This window comes from Agromyces sp. NPDC058110 (assembly GCF_042884735.1).
Lineage (GTDB): Bacteria > Actinomycetota > Actinomycetes > Actinomycetales > Microbacteriaceae > Agromyces.
Genome location: NZ_JBHVTI010000006.1, coordinates 18,655 through 39,681, shown reverse-complemented (window position 1 = coordinate 39,681; position 21,027 = coordinate 18,655). Strand labels below are relative to the sequence as shown.

Below are 21,027 nucleotides of genomic sequence, written 5' to 3'. Positions count from 1 at the left end.
CAGGCGTGTCGGTCCGTGTCAGGCGGAGGCCGAGGTGTCGCCCGCTTTCGCCACGATGCCGCGCATGACCGACCAGTAGCCGACGGGCGCGAGGCGCGTCACGAGGTCGGTCAGCCTCGCGTCGCGGCCGATGAACACGCGCGGCTTGCGGCGCTCGATGCCGTCGACGATGCGCCGTGCGGCCTGCTCGGGCGTCGTGCGGTAGAGCGCCGACTGGGCGCTCGCGGCCCGCGCCGCGACATCCGCGGGAACGGATGCCGCGACCCGCGCATGGTGGATGATGCCGGTCTGCACGCCGCCCGGGTACACGGCCGACACCGAGACATCCGTCGTCTCGAGCTCGTGCCGCAGCGCGTCGGTGAAGCCGCGCACGGCGAACTTCGACGCGACGTAGGGCACGCGGCCGGCCGGCGCGCCGAGCGCGTAGAGGCTCGCGACGTTCGCGATGTGCGCGGCAGGGCGTTCGCGGAGCGCGGGCAGGAACGCGTGCACCATGCCGACCGTGCCCCAGAGGTTGATGTCGACGACCCAGCGGAACTCCTCGAGCGTGAGCTGCTCGAACCGCCCGAGCATCGACACGCCCGCGCAGTTGAGCAGCACGTCGACCCGGCCCCCGTGGGCTGCGAGCACCTCGGCGGGCAGCGCGGCGACCGCGGCGGCGTCGGCGAGGTCGACGACGTGGGTGCTGATGAGCGTGGTGCCGTGGGCGTCGGGGTCGGCGGATGCCGCGTGGGCGCGCAGCTCGTCGGCGATCCGTTCGAGCGCCTCGCCGTTGCGGTCGACGAGCGCGAGGCGAGCGCCGCGCGCCGCGAGCAGCCGCGCGGACTCGAGGCCCATGCCGCTCGCGGCTCCGGTGACGACGCAGACGGCGTCGCGGAGGTCGAGGTGCGAAGGGCGTCGTGGGCGCCGGCTGTGCGGCGAGCGGGAGCGGGCGGTCGCGGGGGAGTTGTGCATGTCGGGCTTCCTGCGGCCGCGGCATCCGTCGCCCGACTCGCGCGGGCGAAGCTATCACGGGCTCTCGGAACCCTCGCAATCGCGGCGACGTAGGCTGTTCTGGTGACTTCCACGCCTGCCCCTCGCATCCGCCCGCGGCGCCTCCGCGAGACGCCCGCCCTGCGCCGTCTCGTGTCCGAGACCCGCCTCGATCCGGCCGACCTCGTGCTGCCCGTGTTCGTGCGCGAGGGGGCGAGCGCGCCGGTGCCGATCTCGTCGATGCCGGGCGTCGTGCAGCACACGCTCGAGAGCCTTCCGCAGGCGGTGGCGGATGCCGCGGCCGCAGGCGTGGGCGGCGTGATGCTGTTCGGCGTGCCCGAGCAACGAGACGCGCGCGGGTCGGGCGCGACCGACCCCGACGGCATCCTGAACGCAGCGACGCGCGTCGCCGTCGAGGCGGCTGCGGGGTCGCTCGTCGTGCAGACCGACCTGTGCCTCGACGAGTTCACCGACCACGGGCACTGCGGCGTGCTCGACGACCGGGGGCGCGTCGACAACGACGCGACGCTCGAGCGGTACGTCGCCATGGCCCTCGAGCAGGCGCGTGCGGGCTCCGAGCTGCTCGGCCTCAGCGGCATGATGGACGGCCAGGTCGCCGCGGTGCGCGACGCGCTCGACGACGGCGGGCACCAGGATGTCGTGCTCATGGCGTACTCGGCGAAGTACGCGTCGGCCTTCTACGGCCCGTTCCGCGACGCGGTCGAGTCGACGCTCGAGGGCGACCGCCGTTCGTACCAGCTCGATCCCGGCAACCGCCGTGAGGGGTTGCGCGAGGCGATGCTCGACATCGAGGAGGGCGCCGACATCGTCATGGTCAAGCCCGCCGGAAGCTACCTCGACGTGCTCGCCGACGTCGCCGCGGCATCCGAGGTACCGGTCTGGGCGTACCAGGTGTCGGGCGAGTACGCGATGATCGAGGCCGCCGCGGCCCACGGGTGGATCGACCGCAAGCGCGCCGTCGTCGAGTCGGTGCGCTCGATCAAGCGGGCCGGCGCCGACGCCGTGCTCACGTACTGGGCCGCCGAGCTGGCCGACTGGATCCGCAAGGGAGACCTGGCATGACCGCCGCAACGACCGCCGCCGACGCCACCAACGCCGACCTCTTCGCCCGCGCGCAGGCTGCCATCCCCGGCGGCGTGAACTCGCCCGTGCGCGCCTTCCGTTCGGTCGGCGGCACCCCGCGCTTCCTCGTCTCCGCGAAGGGTGCGACCGTGACCGACGTCGAGGGTCGCGAGTACGTCGACCTCGTGGCCGGCTGGGGTCCCGCGATCCTCGGCCACGCCGACCCGCGCGTGATCGAGGCGGTGCAGGATGCCGCGGCCCGCGGCCTCTCGTTCGGCTCGTCGACGCCCGCCGAGACCGAGCTGGCCGAGCTCGTGGAGGCGCGCGTCGCCCCCGTCGAGAAGCTCCGACTGGTGTCGACCGGCACCGAGGCGACCATGAGCGCCATCCGCCTCGCGCGCGGCTTCACGGGCCGCGACCTGCTCGTGAAGTTCGCCGGGCACTACCACGGCCACTCCGACGGGCTGCTCGCCGAGGCGGGCTCCGGCCTCGCGACGTTCGCCCTGCCCGGCTCCGCCGGAGTGCCCGCCGACATCGCCGCGCTCACCCTCGTCGTGCCGTACAACGACCTCGACGCGCTGCGCGCCGTGTTCGCCGAGCACGGCGACCGCATCGCCGCCGTCATCGTCGAGGCCGCCGCGGCGAACATGGGCGTCGTGCCGCCGCTGCCGGGCTTCAACGCCGCGCTCGTCGAGCTCGCCCATGCGAACGGCGCGCTGGTCATCAGCGACGAGGTGCTCACGGGCTTCCGTGTCTCCGCGGCCGGTTGGTGGGGGCTCGAGGCGACCGGCGAGCACGCCTACACGCCCGACCTGCTGACCTTCGGCAAGGTCATCGGCGGCGGCATGCCCGTCGCCGCGCTCGGCGGCCGCGCCGAGATCATGGAGCAGCTCGCGCCCCTCGGTCCCGTGTACCAGGCGGGCACGCTCTCGGGCAATCCGGTCGCGGTCGCGGCGGGCATCGCCACGCTGAGGGCAGCGGATGCCGCGGTCTACGCGCACCTCGACGGTGCCGCCGCGACGATCAGCGCCGCGGTCTCCGAGGCGCTCGCCGACGCGGGCGTCGCGCACGGAGTGCAGCGAGCGGGCAACCTCTTCAGCTTCGTGTTCGGCGAGGAGTTCGCCGGCAGGGGCGCGCACGACTACGCGACCGTGCTCCGCCAGGAGTCGTGGCGCTACGCGCCGTTCTTCCACGCGATGCTCGACGCGGGCGTCTCGCTGCCGCCGAGCGTGTTCGAGGCCTGGTTCGTCACGGCGGCGCACGACGACGCCGCGATCGCGCGCATCGTCGACGCGCTCCCGGCTGCGGCGCGCGCTGCGGCATCCGCTCGCCCGTCGTGATCTCGTAACCGTTCAGGCCGGTATGGTGGCGGCGGTCGGTCGAGCCGGGTGCACGGCCCGATCGACCGCGAGACGGCGTGACGCTCGCGCTCGGCAGCGGGCGACTGCCAGTCTGGAGCGATGACCGAACTGATCATCGTGGGGGTGATCGCCTTCGTGGTGATCGCCGGCGCGGCCGTGCTCGGCCCGCGCCTCGGCATCGCGTCGCCGCTCGTGCTCGTGGCGGTCGGCATCGCGGCGAGCTTCCTGCCCGTGTTCGAGCAGGTGCACGTCGACCCCGAGCTGATCCTCCAGGGCGTGCTGCCGCTGCTGCTCTACTCGTCGGCGGTCTCGATGCCGACCATGAACTTCCGCCGCGAGTTCGGCGCGATCAGCGGGCTCTCGGTGCTGCTCGTGATCGCGAGCTCGCTCGTGCTCGGCGTGTTCTTCATGCTCGTGATCCCCGACCTCGGGTTCGCGTGGGGCGTCGCGCTCGGCGCGATCATCAGCCCGACCGACGCGGTCGCGACCTCGATCATCAAGCAGACGCCGGTCTCGAAGCGCGTCGTGTCGATGCTCGACGGCGAGAGCCTGCTCAACGACGCGAGCGCCCTCGTGGTGCTGCGAACGGCGATCGTCGCGGTGGCCGCGTCGTTCTCGTTCTGGGGCGCGGCGGGCACCTTCCTCTACTCGGTCGCGGTCGCGGCGCTCATCGGCGGGCTGGTCGGGTGGCTGAACCTCGCCGTCCGCCGCCGGGTCGTGAAGCCGGCGGTCAACACCGTGCTCTCGTTCACGGTGCCGTTCATCGCCTCGGTGCCGGCCGAACTGCTCGAGGCCTCGGGGCTCGTCGCCGCGGTGGTCGCCGGGCTCGTCACCGGCATCCGCGCGCCGCGGGAGCTGTCGCCGCAGAACCGGCTGTCGGATTCGCAGAACTGGGGCACCGTCGAGTTGGTGCTCGAGGGCGTGGTGTTCCTGACCATGGGCCTGCAGATCCAGGCGATCGTCGGCGACCTGCAGCGCGATCACGCCGGTGTGCTGCCGGCGCTCCTGGTCGCGGTCGGTGCGCTCCTGGTCACGATCCTGGTGCGCGCCGCGTACGTCGCGCCGCTGCTCAGGAGCCTCGGGCGGCGGCATCGTCGCACGGCGGCGATGCAGACCAGGCTCGAGGGCCTGCAGGAGAAGCTGGCCACGCCCGAGGGCGAGCAGGAGATCCTCGAGCGGGGCGGGCAGCGTCGTGGCCCGCGGGGCGGGCGTCAGGCGACGGGTCGCGATCTCGATCGGTTCCGTCGCCGCGTCACGCAGTCGCTCGGCGACATCGAGTACTTCCGGCGCCAGCCGCTCGGCTGGCGCAAGGCCGTCGTGGTCGTCTGGGCGGGCATGCGCGGCGCGGTCACCGTCGCCGCGGCGCAGACCCTGCCGGTGGACACGCCGCAGCGCTCGCTGCTCGTGTTCATCGCGTTCGCGGTCGCGGTGCTCTCGCTGCTGGTGCAGGGCGGCACGATCGGCCCGCTCGTGCAGCGCATCGCGCCGAAGACCGACCCGGCCGAGCGCAAGGCCGAGATGCAGGCCGAGCACGCGCGCATCATGGAGATCCTCCGCGACAGCGCGTCGCAGTTCGAGCGACCGACGCGCACGGAGGGCGAGCCGACCATGGAGGCCTTCCTCGCCGAGCGCAAATACCGGCTCGACGTCATCGGGGCGCAGCGGGCCGCACTGCTCGACGCGCGAGACAACGGCACGTTCGACGCCGACGTGCTCGCCGACGAGCTGGCGAACCTCGACGCGGCGCAGATCTCGCTCGAGATGCGGGCGAAGTCGGCCGAGTGACGGCTGGGCGGATGCCGCGGCATCCGCCCTCGGCCGACGCGTAACCGGAATCACGGGTTACCGTTCGGAAACCGGCGCGAAACCGTTACCGGCTTGTGGAGCGTCGGCGGCCGTCACGGCACAGGACTCGGGCAGGATGGAAGGCATGGCCCAGCTCCGAGTGCACTCCGACCGCATCGAGGTTCACCTCACGCCGGCCGAGAAGTCGCTCTCGCTGCGCTCGGCGGACATCGTCGTGCAGCGCGACGACATCCGCTCGGCGACCATCACCGACGACCCGTGGGTGTGGATCCGCGGCATCCGCACGCGAGGCAGCGTCGTGCCGCTCGTCGTCGCCGTCGGCGCGTGGAAGTACCACGGCGGGCTCGACTTCGTCGTGGTCAAGGGCAAGCGCCAGGCGGTCGTGCTCGAGCTCGCGGCCGGCGAGTTCGCCCGCCTCATCCTCAGCACCAACCACGCCGCCGCGCTCATCGATCGGCTGAAGCTCGGCGAGACGCCCGAAGGCGCCGAATAGGGCGCCCCGGCCCCTTTCCACAGGGGTTCCGATCCGATTCGGTCGGGGGTTCCGGCTCCGCCTAGGATGATGCGCGGATGCCGCGGCCGGCCCAGCCGCGCTTCCGCCACACCCGAGACGAACGACCGGTCTGCCGGTGCGTCGACGTACGCCGGCAGGAGGGGATGAGGTCGTGCCGAAACGCTTGCCGTCCGCGCCCCCGGTGCTGTCCGGGTACACCTACGTGCGGCCGCTCGGCACCGGTGGCTTCGCCGACGTGTTCCTCTACGAACAGGACCTCCCCCGGCGCGTGACCGCCGTCAAGGTGCTGCTCGCCGACGTCGTCGACCCCGATGCGCGACGCACGTTCACGCTCGAGGCCGACGCCATGGCCCGGCTCAGCGCGCACCCGTCGATCGTGACGATCCACCAGGCCTCGATCGCCTCCGACGGCCGCCCGTACCTCGTCATGGAGTACTGCCCCGAATCGCTCGGGGCGCGCGTGAAGCGCGGCCCGATGCCCGCGGGCGAGGTGCTCGACATCGGCGTGCGCATGGCCGGAGCCCTCGAGACCGCGCATCGGTCCGGCCTGCTGCACCGCGACATCAAGCCGTCGAACCTCCTCGTCAACTCGCTCGGCGCACCGGTGCTCGCCGACTTCGGCATCGCGGGCTCGATCGGCGACGACGGCGCCGGAGACACGCTCGCGATGTCCGTGCCGTGGAGCGCGCCCGAGGTGCTCGGCGAACGCACCAACGGCACCGTCGCCAGCGAGGTCTGGAGCCTCGGCGCCACGCTCTACACGCTCCTCGCCGGCCACAGCCCGTTCGAGCTGGCCGACCGGAGCCGCAACACCGTCGACCAGCTGTCGCGGCGCGTGCTCGGTGCGAAGTACACGCCGCTCGCGCCCCGGGGTGCGCCCGCCCGCGTCGACACCGTGCTCGCGGCGGCCATGCAGCGCGATCCCGCCCGTCGCTACCGGTCGATGGCCGAGTTCGGCGAGCAGCTGCGGTGGGCGCAGTACGAGCTCGGCACGGCGCCCACCAGTCTCGAGGTCGCCTCGCCCGAATGGGCGGCCGCAGCCCCCGTCGACTTCTCCGACCCCGCGCGCCGCGGCCCGGTGGTCACGACCGTCGACCCCGACTCCCGTCGTGCCGGGCGTGCGGCCGCAGTCGCGGCGGCCCGGCCCGCCAAGCGCGTGATCGACGACGGCGGCCTCGCGCCCGCGTCCGCCCGGCCGCGCGGTCGATGGCTGCTTCCCGCGGCGATCGGCGCGGGCTCGGCGCTCGTCGTGCTCGCCGCCGCAGCGGCCGCGGCGTTCGCGTCAGGGGTGATGTGACGAGCCGTCGCCCCACGCGCAGAGGGGTCGTCACCGCGGTCGCCGGCGTCGCGGCGGTCGCCACGCTCGTCACCCTCGCAGTCACCGCGAACGGATACGAGGCGCAGGAGGTTCCGCGCCTCGAGACCTCGGTGTGGGTCACCCGCGACACCGGCCAGTACGCGCGCGTCAACACCGACCTCGCCGAGATCGACCTCGTGCGCGACGTCGACGACCCGAGCACGATCGTGCAGGTCGGAGCCGAGACGTCGGTGTTCAGCCAGGGGCTGCGCCAGCGCTGGGCGGTCGACGAGGCGGACCCGGTCGACCTGGTCGCCGAAGACAGCGGCGGCGCGAGCCCGACGCCCACCGGCACCCGCGACGTGCTCGCCGCGGGCGAGTGGATCGCCTACCGCACCGACACCGGAACCGTGCAGGTCGCGCGCGGCGACGACGACGGCGTGCCCGTCGACCCGTACGCCGAACGCCGCGCAGACGGCGGCAGCGACGCGACCTACTCGGCGACCGCGATCGGGCTCTCGCCGGCCGGGCTCGTCGCGCTCTACTCGGCACGCGAGGCCGCGGTGCGCGTCTACGACGCGGCGACCGGGCGGTTCACGGGCGATGAGGCGGCGATCGCCGAACCGCCCGTGGCCGACGCAGCCCTCCAGCTCACCTTCGCCGGCGACCGTTGGGTCATGCTCGACGCCGCAGACGGCCGGGCATGGATCGCCGGCCAGCCACGACCGGTCGCACTCGACGTCGAGCCCGACGCCGAGCTGCAGCAGGGCGGCGAGCCCGCGGCATCCGTCGTCATCGCCGACTCGGCCGGACTCGTCGGGCTGCCGCTCGACGGCACGGAGCCGCAGCGCACCGTCGACGCGACCGGCACGCCCGCGCAGCCCATCGTGGTCGACGGCGCGCTCGTCGCCGCGTGGCTGTCGGCCGACGGCGGCGAGATCTTCACGAGCGCGACCGGCGAGGTCGTGCAGCTCGAACGGCCGGAGGGCGATCCCGACTCCGAGGGGCCGCGGTCGGTCACCCCCGTGCTCCGCGGCAACGGCGACCGTGCCGTGCTCAACGAGACGTCGACCGGCCTCGTCTGGACCGTGCCCGACGGTCGCCTCGTGCCGCTCGACCAGTGGTCGCTCGACGACGACGTCGAGGACCGGGTCGGCACCGAGGTCGTCGAGGACCTCGCGAGGCAGGAGCCGCCCGTGGCGGTGCCCGACGCATTCGGCGTGCGAGCGGGTGCCCAGGTCGAGCTGCCCGTGCTGCTCAACGACCACGACCCCAACGCCAAGGACGTGCTCACCGTCGATCCCTCGTCGATCGCGGGAGGCCTCGCCGACCCCGCGTTCGGCGAGCTCGTGCTCACCTCGAACGACCAGACGCCGGCCGTGCGGGTGCGGGCCACGTCGGGGTCGACGACGTTCACCTACGCCGCGAGCGACGGCGCCGCGGCATCCGCCCCCGTCGTCGTGACCCTGACGGTCGTGCCCGACGACGTGAACAGCGCGCCCGTGTGGTGCGGCGTCGAGGCGTGCGCGCAGGCGTGGCCGACGCCCGAGCTCATGCCGGGCGGCACGGCCCTGGTCTCAGTGCTGCCGGGCTGGGTCGACCCCGAGGGCGACCCGTTCGTGCTCGCCGACGCGCAGCCCGTCGACCCCTCGGCCCCCGTGTCGGTCGTGCCGATGTCCGACGGCCGGGTCGCGATCCGGCACACCGACCCGAACGCCCCGACCGAGCGGATGCAGGTGCGGCTCACGGTCGTCGACGACCGCGGCGCCGAGTCCGAGGCGACGCTCGACCTGCGCGTCAGCTCGACCGCGGCGCTCGAGGTCGCGCCCGTCGCCGTCACCACCGGTGCGGGCGAGACCGCGATCGTGCGCATCGCCGACCACGTCACCGGCGGGTCGGGATCGATGCGGTTGCTCGACGCCGTTCCGACCGCGGCGGCAGCCGGCAACGGCCTCGCGGTGGTGCCGAACGCGGCCGTCGGCGAGGTCGAGCTGAGTGCCCCCGAACCCGGAGCGTACCTCGCCACGTTCACCGTGCAGGACACGGTCACCCGGGCGGAGCAGACCGCGACCGTCCGCGTCACGGTGGCCGCGCCAGGGGCGCCGCTCGCCCTCGCCCCGATGACGGCGTTCGTGCGTGCCGGAGAAGACGCCATGATCGACGTGCTCGGCGCGGCGCAGAACACGAGCGGGCGGGTGCTCGTCGTGACTTCGGCGGTCTCGACGACGCCCGAACTCGACGTCGGGGTGGTCGCCCAGTCGCAGGTGCGCGCGACCGGCACGACGACCGACGGCAACCCCGGTCTGGTCGGTCGCGCACGGATCACCATCGCCGACGGCGACGGGGCCAGCGCGGTCGGCGACCTCAGCGTGTTCCTCGTGCGGCCCTCGGCCGGGCCCAGCCCGATCGCGATGCCCGACACCGTCACGATGCGCGCTGGCGAGCTCGTCTCGATCCCCGTCACCGCGAACGACGTGAGTCCGCGCGCCGAGCGCCTCGTCGTGCACCCCGACGTCACCTCGTCGGGCGCCGAGGGCGAGCTCGCCTTCGCGGCCGACGACCGAGTTCGCTATCTCGCCCCCGCGAAGCCCGGAACCTACGAGCTCGGCTACGCGGTCGCACTCGAGCAGGCGCCCGAGCGGCTCGACCACTCGACGATCACCGTGACCGTGCTGCCCGAGGGAGCCAATCGCGAGCCGCAGCCGCACCCGCTTGTCGCTCGCGTGCTGAGCGGGCAGAGCGTGCGCATCGAGGTGCCGTCGACCGGCATGGACCCCGATGGCGACCGCACGGTGCTGGCCTCGGTGACCCAGCCCGCCGACGGCCAGGGCATCGTGACGATCTCGGCCGAGGGCGACGCCATCGTCTACGCCGCGCCGGCAGCGGGCACGGGTGCCGCCCAGCCCTCGTTCGAGTACGCCGTGCGCGACGCATCCGGCGCCATCGGCACTGGCAGCGTGCGCGTGGGGGTGCTCGAGGCCGCGGTGACGGATGCCGCGCCGGTGACGTTCAGCGACTACGTCCGCGTGCAGCAGGGTGCGCCTTCGCCCGTGACGGTGCAGCCGACCGGCAACGACCTCGACCCCGCGCAGGGCGAGCTCGAACTCGTGAGCCTGGTGCCGAACGCGCCCGACGGGAGCGCGGAGCACGACCGGCTCGCGGCGCTCGTCGACGAGTCCTCCTCGCTCGCCGACGATCGCGTCGTGCTGCATCCGGGCGCCGAGGCCGGCACCAACTCCTATCGGTACACGGTGCGGTCCGCCCGCACGTCGAGCACTGCCGAGGGACTCGTCGTCGTCAGCGTGACCGAGGCCGAGTCGACCGATGCGCCGCTGGTGACCGACACGGTCGTCACGGCACGCACGCGAGACGACCTGCCCGACGAGGGGCTCGACGTCGTCGAGGGGCACGTGACGTGGGCGTCGGGCGACCTCTCGGCGCTCGATCTCGAGATCTGGGGCGGCGAGCACGGGTCGTACCGGGTGGAGGGCCATCGCATCGTCGGCCCGCTCGCGGCCGAGGGAGGGCTCGTGCCGTTCCGCGTGCACGGCGACGATCGCTCGGGTCGCGAGGTCGAGGCCTTCGGATTCCTCGTGGTGCCCGCGGCCGACGACCTGCGCGTGCAGGTGCGCGCCGACCTCGACGCGATCCAGGTGAAGGAGGAGCAGCGCGTCGTGTTCGACGTGCGCGACCTGCTCGACCTGCCCGGGGGCGACCGGGTCGACGTCGACGGCGGCGACTACCGCGTGCAGCGCGCGGTCGCCTCGTGCCGGGCCGCAGGCGCCTCGGGCGCCGTCGAGTACACGGCAGGCGCCGAGGCTCCGTGGAGCGACCTCTGCCTGGTGCCGGTCCGCCTCGCCGGGCAGTCGGCCTGGTCGTGGGTCGCCGTGCCGATCACGATCGTGCCGAAGGACCCGCAGGCGATCCTCACCGCCGTCAGCCGCACGATCGCACCCGGCGCCGGCGAGACCGTGCAGCTCTACGACGAGATGACCTCGTGGGAGGGCGGCCGCGAGGGCGACCGCTCGAAGCTCGACTACGCCGTCTCCGGGGCCGGCGGGGCGTTCCTCGTCGCGCAGGCCGGTGACACGGTCACGATCGAGGCGCGTGCCGACGCCCGCCCCGGCACGCGCGAGACCGTGACGGTGAACGTCGGCGCGTTCGGCGGTCTGACCTCGGCGATCACGCTCGTCGTCGGCCAGGCGCCCGCCGATGCGCCCCGCGGCGCGGTGTTCAGCTCGCAGTGCTCGGTCGGCCAGGGGGCCTCCTGCACCGTGCAGGTCGTCGGGGTCGCCGGGGAGTACGACCCGTTCAGGGGCAAGACCGGTGCGGGGCTGAGACTCGCCGGACTCTCGTCCGGCGCCGCGAACTGCCCGGTCGCGACCGTGCGCGCGGCCGACGAGCGGTCGGTCACGCTCACCTGGCCGACCGGCCAGAGCGCCTTCGGCGGCGAATGCGTCGTGCCGTACACGGTCGCCGACGCACAGGGCCGCACGGGCGCCGGGCGCCTGACCGTCGACCTGCTCGGGCTGCCGCAGCCGCCCGCCTCTGTGTCGACCGCCGACTACTCCGAGTCGAGCGTGACGCTCGAGGTCTCGCTCGGGGCGGCCATGGGCGCCCACCCGGCCGTCTCGGGCGTCGAGATCCTCGAGGGGGGCCGATCGGTCGCGGCCGACTGCGCACCGAACGCGCCCGGCACGTGGTGGTGCCGGGTCGCGGGCCTGGTCGCGGGCGAGCGCCACGACTACGCCGCACGCGTCGTGAACAGCGTGGGCGCATCGTCGGCCACGAGCGCCGTGACCACGTGGAGCTACCGTGCACCGGCCATCTCCGACGTGTCCGTCGAGCCGGTCTACCGCCAGGGCCAGTCCTCGCCGACCACCGGCGTGGCCGAGGTGCGCGTCACGGCCGGCGGCGACGCGCGCGCGTTCCGGGTGCAGGAGACCGGCCAGGTCATCGATCGGCGCGGTCCGACCACGGTCGTCGACCTCGTGCTGGCACCCGGGCCCCAGACGGTCACGCTCGTGCCCATGAGCGTCTTCGAGCCGCCGACGGGCCGCGGCGGCAACGAGGGCGGCGCCGTCGTGAAGTCCGTGACGGTCGCCGGGGCCCCGTACTTCGACCCCGATCGCATTCAGGCGACCGCGACGACGAACGACTCCCTCGCGATCTCGGGCCTCGAACCGCGGGCCAACCAGAGCAGTCGCCCGAGCACGGTCGCGTACTTCGCCTGGCGCGACGGCGGCGAACCCCAGTGCTGGCCCGACGGCGACGGCAGGCTCGCCTACGACGCGCGATCCGCGGTCGTCTCGCAGTCCGCTGCCATCGCCGGGCTGTCGCAGTACCAGCAGTACCGCGTGAAGGCCTGCTTCTCGAACGGGTTCGGCGTCGCGGCATCCGGCACGGCCGAGGTCTTCCTGTACACGATGGTGGCCACGCCGACCGGTGATGCGAGCTACTCGGTCGCGACCACCGCGGCGACCGAGAGCGGCACGTACATCTACGCCCTCACGGGGCCGACCCTCACGGCCCTCGACGGCTTCCACCTCGAGTACCGGTCCGACCTCACCGGATGGACGACCGACTTCAACTCCGCCGTCGTCGAGTGGGCGAATCCCGGTGCGGTCTTCGTCAGGCAGTGCCACGACCGAGGTCGGGAGTACTGCTCCAACGACCTGCCGGTCGCGGCACGCACCGCACCCGCACCCGCCTCTGTCTCGTTCGGTTCCGGATGCCTCGCGGCCCCCGCCGACCCGTCGGCGGTCACCGTGTTCGAGGTCGGGGCGACCGTGTCGGGCGCCGCCGCCGGGTCGGCGGTCATCCGCAACTGGACGGTGCCAGACCCCGCGGCTCCGAACTCGGTGACGTACTCCCTCGTGTTCACCGGCGCGTACGCCGGCCTCGCCACGATCCCTCGGACGGCGACGATCTGCGAGCCCGACCCGCCGACCGACCCGCCGACGGACGCGCCGACCGACCCGCCTGCTGCTCCGGCCGCCGCCACCGTTCCATGACCCCGGGCCGTCACCGGCCAGCGCCGGCCCTGCACCGACTCGCACCGACAGACACGCACCATCCGCACCGCCCGAGAGGACCCCGACCGTGACGATCGCACCCGAGCAGGCCGCCTGGTTCGCCGAGACCTTCTCGCTCATCGCCGACAACGTCGAGCAGGCCGTGCTCGGCAAGCGGCACGTCGTCGAGCTCGTGCTCGCGACGGCCGTCAGCGGCGGCCACGTGCTGCTCGAAGACGCGCCGGGCACGGGCAAGACGGCCCTCGCCCGGGCGATCGCCGAGACGATCCACGGCACGTCCTCGCGCGTGCAGTTCACGCCCGACCTGCTGCCGGGCGACATCACGGGCATCACGGTCTACGACCAGCAGGCGGGTCGGTTCGAGTTCCATGCCGGACCGGTGTTCGCGAACGTCGTGCTCGCCGACGAGATCAACCGGGCGAGCCCGAAGACCCAGTCCGCTCTGCTCGAGGTCATGGAGGAGGGCAACGTCACGGTCGACGGCGTCACCCGGCCCGTGGGCAACCCGTTCCTGGTGCTCGCAACGCAGAACCCGATCGAGCAGGGCGGCACCTACCGCCTGCCCGAGGCTCAGCTCGACCGCTTCACGGTGAAGACCTCCATCGGCTACCCCGACGAGGCCTCGACCATGCGGATCCTGCAGTCGGTCGGCGCGCCGAAGCCCCGGCTCGAGGCGATCGTCGGCACCGACACGATCGTCGCGATGACCGAGCTGTCGCGCGGCGTCTACGTCAATCCGATCGTCTCCGACTACGTCATGCGGCTCGTCGACGCGACCCGTCGGGCGAGCGAGGTGCGGCTGGGCGTCAGCGTGCGCGGGGCCATCGCACTCTCGCGCCTCGCGATGACCTGGGCGGCCGCGGCCGGCCGCACCTACGCCACCCCTGATGACGTGCGCAGCCTCGCCGTCGCCGCGCTCGCGCACCGGCTCGTGCTCGAACCGGAGGCCGAGTTCGACGGCGTCACGGCGGTCGCCGTGATCAACCAGATCCTGCTCGACGTCGTCGCGCCGCGGGAGAACGGGGTGGCGTGACCGGTCGCAGCCCCCTCCTCCTCCGCGAGCCGGCAGCCGTCGAGTCCGTCGTCGACACGGTCACGTCGACCAAGGGCGTCACGGTCACGAGGTTCGCAAGCACGCGCCGCGGCCCGATCGCCGCCGGCGCCGCACGGGCGCGCCGCGGCATCCGCTCGGTGCTCCGCGCGCTCGTACGCACGCGCGCCCTGGTACGCGACACCGTGTCGCCCGCCGGGCTGGTGCTCGCCGCGGTCGCGCTCGGGGGCGTCCTGGCCGGCGCCGCGTTCGGCTGGTTCGAGGCCTGGGTCGTCGCGGCCATGGCGGCGAGCCTCCTGCTCGCCTGCGTGCCGTTCCTGCTCGGCGCGCACGACTACCGCGTGCGCCTCGACCTCGATCGCGACCGGGTCGTCGCGGGCAGCGAGATCCGCGGGACGCTCGTACTCGTGAACCGCGGTTCGCGGGCGTCGATGCCGAGCGTGGTCGACATCCCCGTGGGCCGGGGCCTGGTCGAGGTGCACGTGCCGATGCTCCGCGGGGGCGGGCAGCACGCGGAGCGGCTCGTCATCGCGGCCCAGCGCCGCGGCGTCATCGACGTCGGCCCCATGACCGTCTCGCGCGGCGACCCGCTGCGCGTACTGCGTCGCGAGATGCGGTGGCCCGAGGTGCAGCGCGTGCACGTGCACCCCGTGACCGTGGCCCTTCCGCCCTCGAGCGCCGGGCTCGTGCGCGATCTCGAGGGCGCCCCGTCGACCGATCTCGTCGACGCCGACCTCTCGTTCCACGCGGTTCGGGAGTACGTGCCCGGCGATTCGCAGCGGCACGTGCACTGGAAGTCGACGGCACGCACCGGCCGGCTCATGGTGCGGCAGTACGAGGAGTCCAGGCACGCGCGCATCGCCGTGCTGCTCGACCTCGACCTCGACGGCTACTCGGGCGACGACGAGTTCGAGGTCGCCGTGAGCGCGGCCGCCTCGCTCGGCGTGCAGGGCGTGCGCGAGGGCCGCGACGTGCTGGTCGGCGTCAGCTCCGAGCTCGATACGGCCGACCGCGGCGCCGTGCAGGCGATGCGCTCGCTGCAGACGGCCACGCCGCGGTCGCTGCTCGACGCGGTCGCCGGCCTGCAGGGCGCGTCGGCATCGGGTGCGGGGGCCCGCGTCATCCGTCTCGAATCGGTCGCGGCGCTCGTGTCGAAGTCCTTCGGCGACCTCTCGATCGCGTTCCTCGTGACGGGTTCGCAGGTGCCGCTCGAGCGGCTGCGGCGCGCCGCCATCACCTTGCCGCAGGGCATCACCGTCGTCGCGGTGCGCTGCGAACCCGAGGCCGAGCCGACCGTGCGCCGATCGCGCGAGCTCGCCGTGCTGACCCTCGGCCGCCTCGACGACCTCGCCCAGCTGCTCGCCCGCGGAGCGGTCAGGTGAGCGCGACCCGCGGGCGCGACGCGCTCGGCCTCGGCTACGTCGTCGTCGCCGCGACTCTCGCGACCCTCTCGGCGTGGCCGGTCTACGAGTCGGTGCGGATGCCGGTGGTCGCCGCGGCGGGAACGCTCGCGGGCCTGGCTCTGGCGTGGGGCGCCCGCCGTCTCCGGGTCGGCGCCCTCGCGCGCGCACTGCTGCTCGTGCCGGCGACGGCCGCGGTGTTCGCGCTCCTCGTGGTGCCGGTCGCGATCCCGTCGGCGGTGGGCCCGCCGGCGATGTGGATGGCCGGCATCCGCGACGGGTTCGCCGGCGTCGTCGTCGGCTGGAAGCAGGTGCTCACGCTCGCCCTGCCCCTCGGCGAGTACCAGGCGGTGCTCGTGCCGCTGCTGCTCGTGATGCTCGTCGGCACGCTGCTGGCGGCGCTGCTCGTCGCGCCCGATCGTCGGGCCTCGCCGCTCGCGGTCGTCGTCGGGCTCGCCATGTCGGGCTTCGGGCTCGTGTTCGGCTCGAGCGGGCTGAGCGACCCGGTCGCGCTGGGCCCGGTGCTCGTTCCGGCCCCGCGCGAACTCGCGGTCGCCGTCGGCGGCGTCGTCGCCGCGGTCGCCTGGCTGCTGCTGCGCTCTCGGATGATCCGAGGCGTCGCGCTGCGTCGCGCGAGCGCCGACACCGTGCAGCGTGCGGCGCTCGCCGGGTGGTCGGCCTGGCGTCGTCGCGCGCTCGCCGCGGCGATCGTGCTCGTCGCGCTGGTCGCCGGCGCGGCCGTCGCGCCCGTCGCCGCCGGATCGGCCCATCGCGAGGCCGTGCGCGACCGCATCGAGCCCGAGGTCGTGCTGCGGCAGACGCCGACGCCGCTGACGGCCTACCGGTCGGCGTTCACGAGCGATCGCGTCGACCAGGCGTGGTTGCGCATCGACGGGGACACGACCGGCGTCGAACGGCTGCGGCTCGCGACGCTCGACGCGTACGACGGGGAGACCTTCCACACGTCGGCCGGTGCCGAGTCGTCGGCGGGCGTGGCGTCGCGGTTCAGCCGCCTGCCGAGGGCCGCGGCACCGTCGGCCGGAGACGTCGAGTTCACCGTGACGGTGGGCGACGGCTACTCGGGCATCTGGGTGCCCGCACCGCTCGGGCTTCGTGCCGCGCCCGACTTCTCGGGCGCCGGAGCGGCTGTGCTCGACGACGGCTTCCACCGCTCGGGCGACGGGGCGACCTCGATCGACATCGCGCGGGTCGACCGCGTCGACGGCGGGCCGGAGCAGACGGATGCCGCGGCGCGGCCCGCATCGCCGGCCAGGGGGCTCGAGGCGGGCGACGAATACCGGCTGCTCGCCGAGCCCGACCGGGACGTGCCGCTCGAGCAGCCGGGGGACTCGCCGCTGCTCGACCTCGAGGAGTATCCGGCGCTCGCCTCGTGGATCGAGCTCCAGGCGCAGCCCGACTCGTCGGCCGGGTTCCTCGAACTCGTGCGTCGCCTCCGCGAGCGCGGCTACCTCAGCCACGCGGCCGGCGACGGCCCCGACGCGGCCTCGTGGATCGGCGCGCTCGGCTCCGGGTACTCGTTCATCCCGAGCTACTCCGGCCATTCGCAGGCCCGGATCGAGGCGCTGTTCGCCCAGCTCGTCGAGCAGCAGCGGCAGGCCGGCCCCGAGGCATCCGATGCGGCCCTCGTCGCCGGCGTGGGCGACGACGAGCAGTTCGCGGTCGCCGTCGCGCTGGTCGCCAGGGCGCTCGGCTACGATTCGCGGGTCGTGCTGGGCTTCCGGCTCGCCGGTGCCGACGACGTGGCCGGCGTCGAGGCCTGTTCCGAGGCGTGCGCGGGCGGGTCGCTCGCCGCATGGACCGAGGTGGCTCCGGGCGGCACCTCGACCGGTGGCGTCGGCGCGTGGACCGCGATCGATGCGACGCCGCAGTTCGAGGTCGCGCCGAGCCTGATCCGCGAGGGCGAGCAGCTGCCCGAGCATCCGACCACGCCCGACCGGCCCGACACCGCGACGATCGACCCGCCGTCGGCCCGGAGCGAGACGAACGACGCCGAGGCGGAGGCGGCGCGCGACACTGAACCCGCACCCGTGGTGCTGCCCGCCTGGCTGCGCCCGACGGCGCTCGCCACGGCGGCCGTGCTGCTCGCGCTGCTGCCCGCGATCGTGCTGCTTGCGGCCAAGCGGTCGCGGTCGCGTCGGCGCCGCCGCGACCCGAGCCCCGAGGTGCGCATCGTCGGCGCATGGGAGGAGCTGCTCGACGTGTACGCCGACTTCGGCGTGCGCGCCGGGCCGTCGGGCTCTCGTCTCGAGACGGCGCGCGCCTCAGGTCGCGCCGCCGCGGGCGTGCTCGCGGGTATCGTCGAACGAGCGGTGTTCGCCGCCGATCCGCCCGGGATCGCCGACGCCGACGCCGCCTGGGCGATCGTCGACGCCGAGCGCGCCGCACTCGCGGCCGCGTCCCGAGCGAGGCGGAAGCTCGGTGCGCGCCTCTCGTTCGCCTCGCTCACCCGGAACACCGCCCGACCCGCAGCACGACCCGCCGCCAGCACCCCCGTCCGCGTCACCCCCGACCGCGCCATTCACGAGGAGCCCGCCCGATGACCCCAGCCGACGCCCAGCAGCTCGCCTCCGTCGCCTCGGCCGTCGTCACACTCTCGTGCGTCATCGCCGTCGGCCTGTACGTCTGGTACGCCGCGATGCTCGCGAAGGTGTTCGCGCACGCCGGGCTCCCGCCCTGGTCGGCATGGGTGCCGGTGGTCAACCTCATGCAGGTGTTCCGCCTGGGCGGGCAGAACCCGTGGCTCGCGCTGCTGCTCTACGTTCCGCTCGCCCAGATCGTCGGCGTCGTGTTCCTGGTCATGGCGCTGCACCGCATCAGCGGGCAGTACTGGCGCGGCGTCGGCACGACCGTGCTCGGCGTGCTGCTGCCGCCCGTCTGGGCGACGGTGATCGCGCTCGGTCCGTCGCCCGATCCAGAGCGCGGTCGGATGCCGGTGCGCACCGCGTCGGGGTCGATCCCGGCCGTGGCGCCCGGCCGTCCGCTGGCGGACCCCGCGTCGGCCGTCGCCTCCGGCTGGAACATGCCGACGGCGGCGACCGCCCGGCACACCACGGCACCGCACGCGCCCGTCACCCCCGCACCGTGGGCGCCGCCGCCGCCGCCCGTCGCGGAGCCCGCACCCGCGACCCGCACGGGCGCGTGGCCGTCGGGCGACTCGGCACCGATCCTCCCGGCGTGGGCCGACCTGCACCCGCGCGGCGCGGCGCCCGCCGCGGCGCCCGCCGCGGCGCCTGCCGCGCCACCCGCAGCGGCGCTCGGAGCCCACGACGCGGCAGGCGCCCACGCCGCGCCGGGCGTGACGGACGCCGCGCAACCCGCCCAGCGGATCCCCGGCCGCATCCAGCCGTTGCCGGCCACGCCCGTGGCATCCGCCTCGCACCTGAACGCGGCGAGGCCAGAGGTCGCGCCGACGCGCCAGGCCGCCGCGGCGACGCCCGAGGCCGCGCTGACGCCCGAGGCCGCGCTGACGCCCGAGGCCGCGCCGATGCCCGAGGCCGCGCCGCCGAGCGTGCCCGCGCCGACGGGTGCGACCGTGCCCGCACTGCCGAGCCTGCCGAGCCTCCCGGTGCCCGCCGAGCCGCTCGCCGCGGGCGTCGTCATCACGGGGGTCGACGACGACCTCGACGACGACCTCGACGACGACCTGCTCGACCGCACCGTCGTGGTCTCGCGCAAGCCACTCGTGACCTGGCGCCTCGTGCCCGAGGGCGGCGAGCCGCTGGTGCTGCCCGGCGACGTGGTGCTGCTCGGCCGCAACCCGCGTGCCGCAGGAGCCGGGGAATCGCGCCTCGTCGTGCCCGACCCGAGCCGGACGCTGTCGAAGACCCACGCCGTGCTGCACCTCGTCGGCGAGGCGTGGAGCATCACCGACCTCGCCTCGACGAACGGCGTGCTCGTCGCCGACGAGTCGGGTGTCGACCGGCTCCTCGACGCCGGGATCCCCACGCCGGTGCCCGGCCGGTTCGTGCTCGGCACGCTCGCCGTGCACATCGACCGCGACCCGCCGCACGCCGGCGTGCCGGGCCGATGACGGCGCACGAGGTGCGGCTCGCGACGGCGACCGCGACCGACGTCGGGCTCGTGCGTCGAGCGAACGAGGACTCGGCGCTGGCCGAATGGCCGGTCTACGCCGTGGCCGACGGCATGGGCGGGTACGAGGCGGGCGACCGGGCGAGCGCGGCGGTCATCGACGCGTTCCGCAGGCACGTGGTTGGCGGCAGGGTCGCGAGCATCGCCGGCGTGCGTGCGGCGCTGACCGAGGCCGCGTCCGCCGTGGCCGCGGTCGCGGCGACGACGGAGCGCGGTGCCGGCTCGACGATCGCCGGGGTCGCCCTCGTCGACGACGAGGGCGACCCCGCGTGGCTCGTCTTCAACGTGGGCGACTCGCGCGTCTACCGGCACCGCGGCACCGAACTCGAGCAGGTCACGGTCGACCACTCGCTCGCGCAGGAACTCGTCGAGTCGGGCGAACTGCGCCCAGAGGAGCGCAACGCGTTCGCGCAGCGCAACGTCATCACCCGTGCGATCGGCGGCCCCGACAGCACCGCCGACAGTTGGCTGCTGCCGGTCGTGAACGGCGAGCGACTGCTGATCTGCAGCGACGGCCTGACGGGCGAGGTCAGCGACGAGGGCATCCGGGCGACCCTCACCATGGGCGGCCGCGCCGAGTCGGTCGCCGCCGCACTCGTGCAACGGGCCAGGCAGGCGGGCGGCCGCGACAACATCACGGTCGTGGTCGTCGACGTCATCGCGGGCGGTCACGACGAGACGGCGGATGCCACGACGGGGGTCGCGCCCGGTGCGGATGCCGCGGCATCCGATGACGATCACACGACCATTCCCGTGCGGGGCCGGGCATGAACGCGGCGGATCACCCGCAGGCCGTCGACGTCGACGAGACGCGCGTGGTCGATCGCCGCGGGTCGGATGCCGGCCGCGACGAGGTCGGCGACACCGTCGTGGTCGATCGCGCGCCTCTCGCCGTGCCCGACGGCGTCGAGACTGCGGACGAGGGCGAGGTCGGGGTCGGGGGCGAGGTCGAGGACACGGTGGTGGTCGACCACGACCTCCGCGCCGCGCGCGCGACGGCCGGAGACACGGTCGTCGTCGAGCGCACGGTCGTGCGGCCGATCGAGCCTCCGGCGGGATCGCCCGACGGGATCATGCACGAACCCGCCCGCCGCGGCACGCGGCCCGGTGCCGCACCGGTGCCCGACGAGGTGCTCGGATACGCCGAGGTCGGGTCGGGGCCAGGACTGCTCGAGCACTACGCGGTGCGCGGCGAACCCCGTGCGCCGGTCGCGCCGCCGAGGGCCTCGACGCGGCCAGCAATCGACGCGCCGACCCGAGACCCCGCAGCCGTGCTTCCGTCGGTCGCACGACGGTCGCGCCGGTCGGCCCGGCTGGTCCTGGTCGCGTTCGGCGCCTCGATCGTCGTCGCTGCGGCGGGTCTCGTGGTCGTCGGGGTGCTCGCGTTCGCGGGCTGAC

Annotated in this window: 13 protein-coding genes; 12 read left to right on the top strand and 1 reads right to left on the bottom strand. The window is 74.3% G+C overall.

Features of this window, described 5'->3' with window-relative positions:
- Positions 1-18 precede the first annotated feature (18 nt).
- A complete protein-coding gene (locus ACFVS8_RS15305; RefSeq protein WP_387063993.1) occupies positions 19-954 on the bottom strand; it encodes an SDR family NAD(P)-dependent oxidoreductase in 936 nt (311 codons plus the stop codon).
- 102 nt (positions 955-1,056) lie between these two features.
- On the opposite strand from ACFVS8_RS15305, the gene hemB reads away from it, so the two are divergent.
- The 12 genes from hemB to ACFVS8_RS15245 all read left to right on the top strand — a co-directional run bounded on the left by hemB (position 1,057) and on the right by ACFVS8_RS15245 (position 21,026).
- Positions 1,057-2,055 (top strand): porphobilinogen synthase, encoded by a 999-nt coding sequence (gene hemB / locus ACFVS8_RS15300; protein WP_387063990.1) that lies wholly within the window; start codon positions 1,057-1,059, stop codon positions 2,053-2,055.
- Complete coding sequence (gene hemL / locus ACFVS8_RS15295; protein WP_387063987.1) at positions 2,052-3,395, top strand: glutamate-1-semialdehyde 2,1-aminomutase; 1,344 nt, start codon at positions 2,052-2,054, stop codon at positions 3,393-3,395. Before hemB ends, hemL begins: the two co-directional genes overlap by 4 nt.
- A 120-nt stretch (positions 3,396-3,515) precedes the next feature.
- Entirely contained in the window at positions 3,516-5,201 is a 1,686-nt protein-coding gene (locus tag ACFVS8_RS15290; RefSeq protein ID WP_387063984.1) for a cation:proton antiporter, read from the top strand.
- A 145-nt stretch (positions 5,202-5,346) separates the two neighbouring features.
- On the top strand, positions 5,347-5,715 hold the full coding sequence (locus ACFVS8_RS15285) for a hypothetical protein (RefSeq protein ID WP_387063981.1): 369 nt from the start codon (positions 5,347-5,349) through the stop codon (positions 5,713-5,715).
- A 172-nt stretch (positions 5,716-5,887) separates the two neighbouring features.
- Positions 5,888-7,033, top strand: coding sequence for a serine/threonine-protein kinase (locus tag ACFVS8_RS15280; RefSeq protein WP_387063979.1), 1,146 nt, complete (start codon positions 5,888-5,890; stop codon positions 7,031-7,033).
- On the top strand, positions 7,030-13,047 hold the full coding sequence (locus tag ACFVS8_RS15275; RefSeq protein WP_387063976.1) for an Ig-like domain-containing protein: 6,018 nt from the start codon (positions 7,030-7,032) through the stop codon (positions 13,045-13,047). Before ACFVS8_RS15280 ends, ACFVS8_RS15275 begins: the two co-directional genes overlap by 4 nt.
- An 88-nt stretch (positions 13,048-13,135) precedes the next feature.
- The gene (locus ACFVS8_RS15270; RefSeq protein ID WP_387063973.1) at positions 13,136-14,101 is read left to right on the top strand and encodes an AAA family ATPase; all 966 of its coding nucleotides are present in this window, start codon (positions 13,136-13,138) and stop codon (positions 14,099-14,101) included.
- Entirely contained in the window at positions 14,098-15,501 is a 1,404-nt protein-coding gene (locus ACFVS8_RS15265; RefSeq protein ID WP_387063970.1) for a DUF58 domain-containing protein, read from the top strand. Before ACFVS8_RS15270 ends, ACFVS8_RS15265 begins: the two co-directional genes overlap by 4 nt.
- Complete coding sequence (locus tag ACFVS8_RS15260) at positions 15,498-18,080, top strand: transglutaminase domain-containing protein (protein WP_387063967.1); 2,583 nt, start codon at positions 15,498-15,500, stop codon at positions 18,078-18,080. The genes ACFVS8_RS15265 and ACFVS8_RS15260 overlap by 4 nt, the downstream gene beginning before the upstream one ends.
- Positions 18,077-19,570: a DUF5684 domain-containing protein gene (locus tag ACFVS8_RS15255; RefSeq protein WP_387063964.1), complete on the top strand. Its 1,494-nt coding sequence runs from the start codon at positions 18,077-18,079 to the stop codon at positions 19,568-19,570. Before ACFVS8_RS15260 ends, ACFVS8_RS15255 begins: the two co-directional genes overlap by 4 nt.
- A complete protein-coding gene (locus ACFVS8_RS15250; protein WP_387063962.1) occupies positions 19,567-20,400 on the top strand; it encodes a PP2C family protein-serine/threonine phosphatase in 834 nt (277 codons plus the stop codon). The genes ACFVS8_RS15255 and ACFVS8_RS15250 overlap by 4 nt, the downstream gene beginning before the upstream one ends.
- Entirely contained in the window at positions 20,397-21,026 is a 630-nt protein-coding gene (locus ACFVS8_RS15245) for a hypothetical protein (RefSeq protein WP_387063959.1), read from the top strand. Before ACFVS8_RS15250 ends, ACFVS8_RS15245 begins: the two co-directional genes overlap by 4 nt.
- Position 21,027 lies beyond the last annotated feature (1 nt).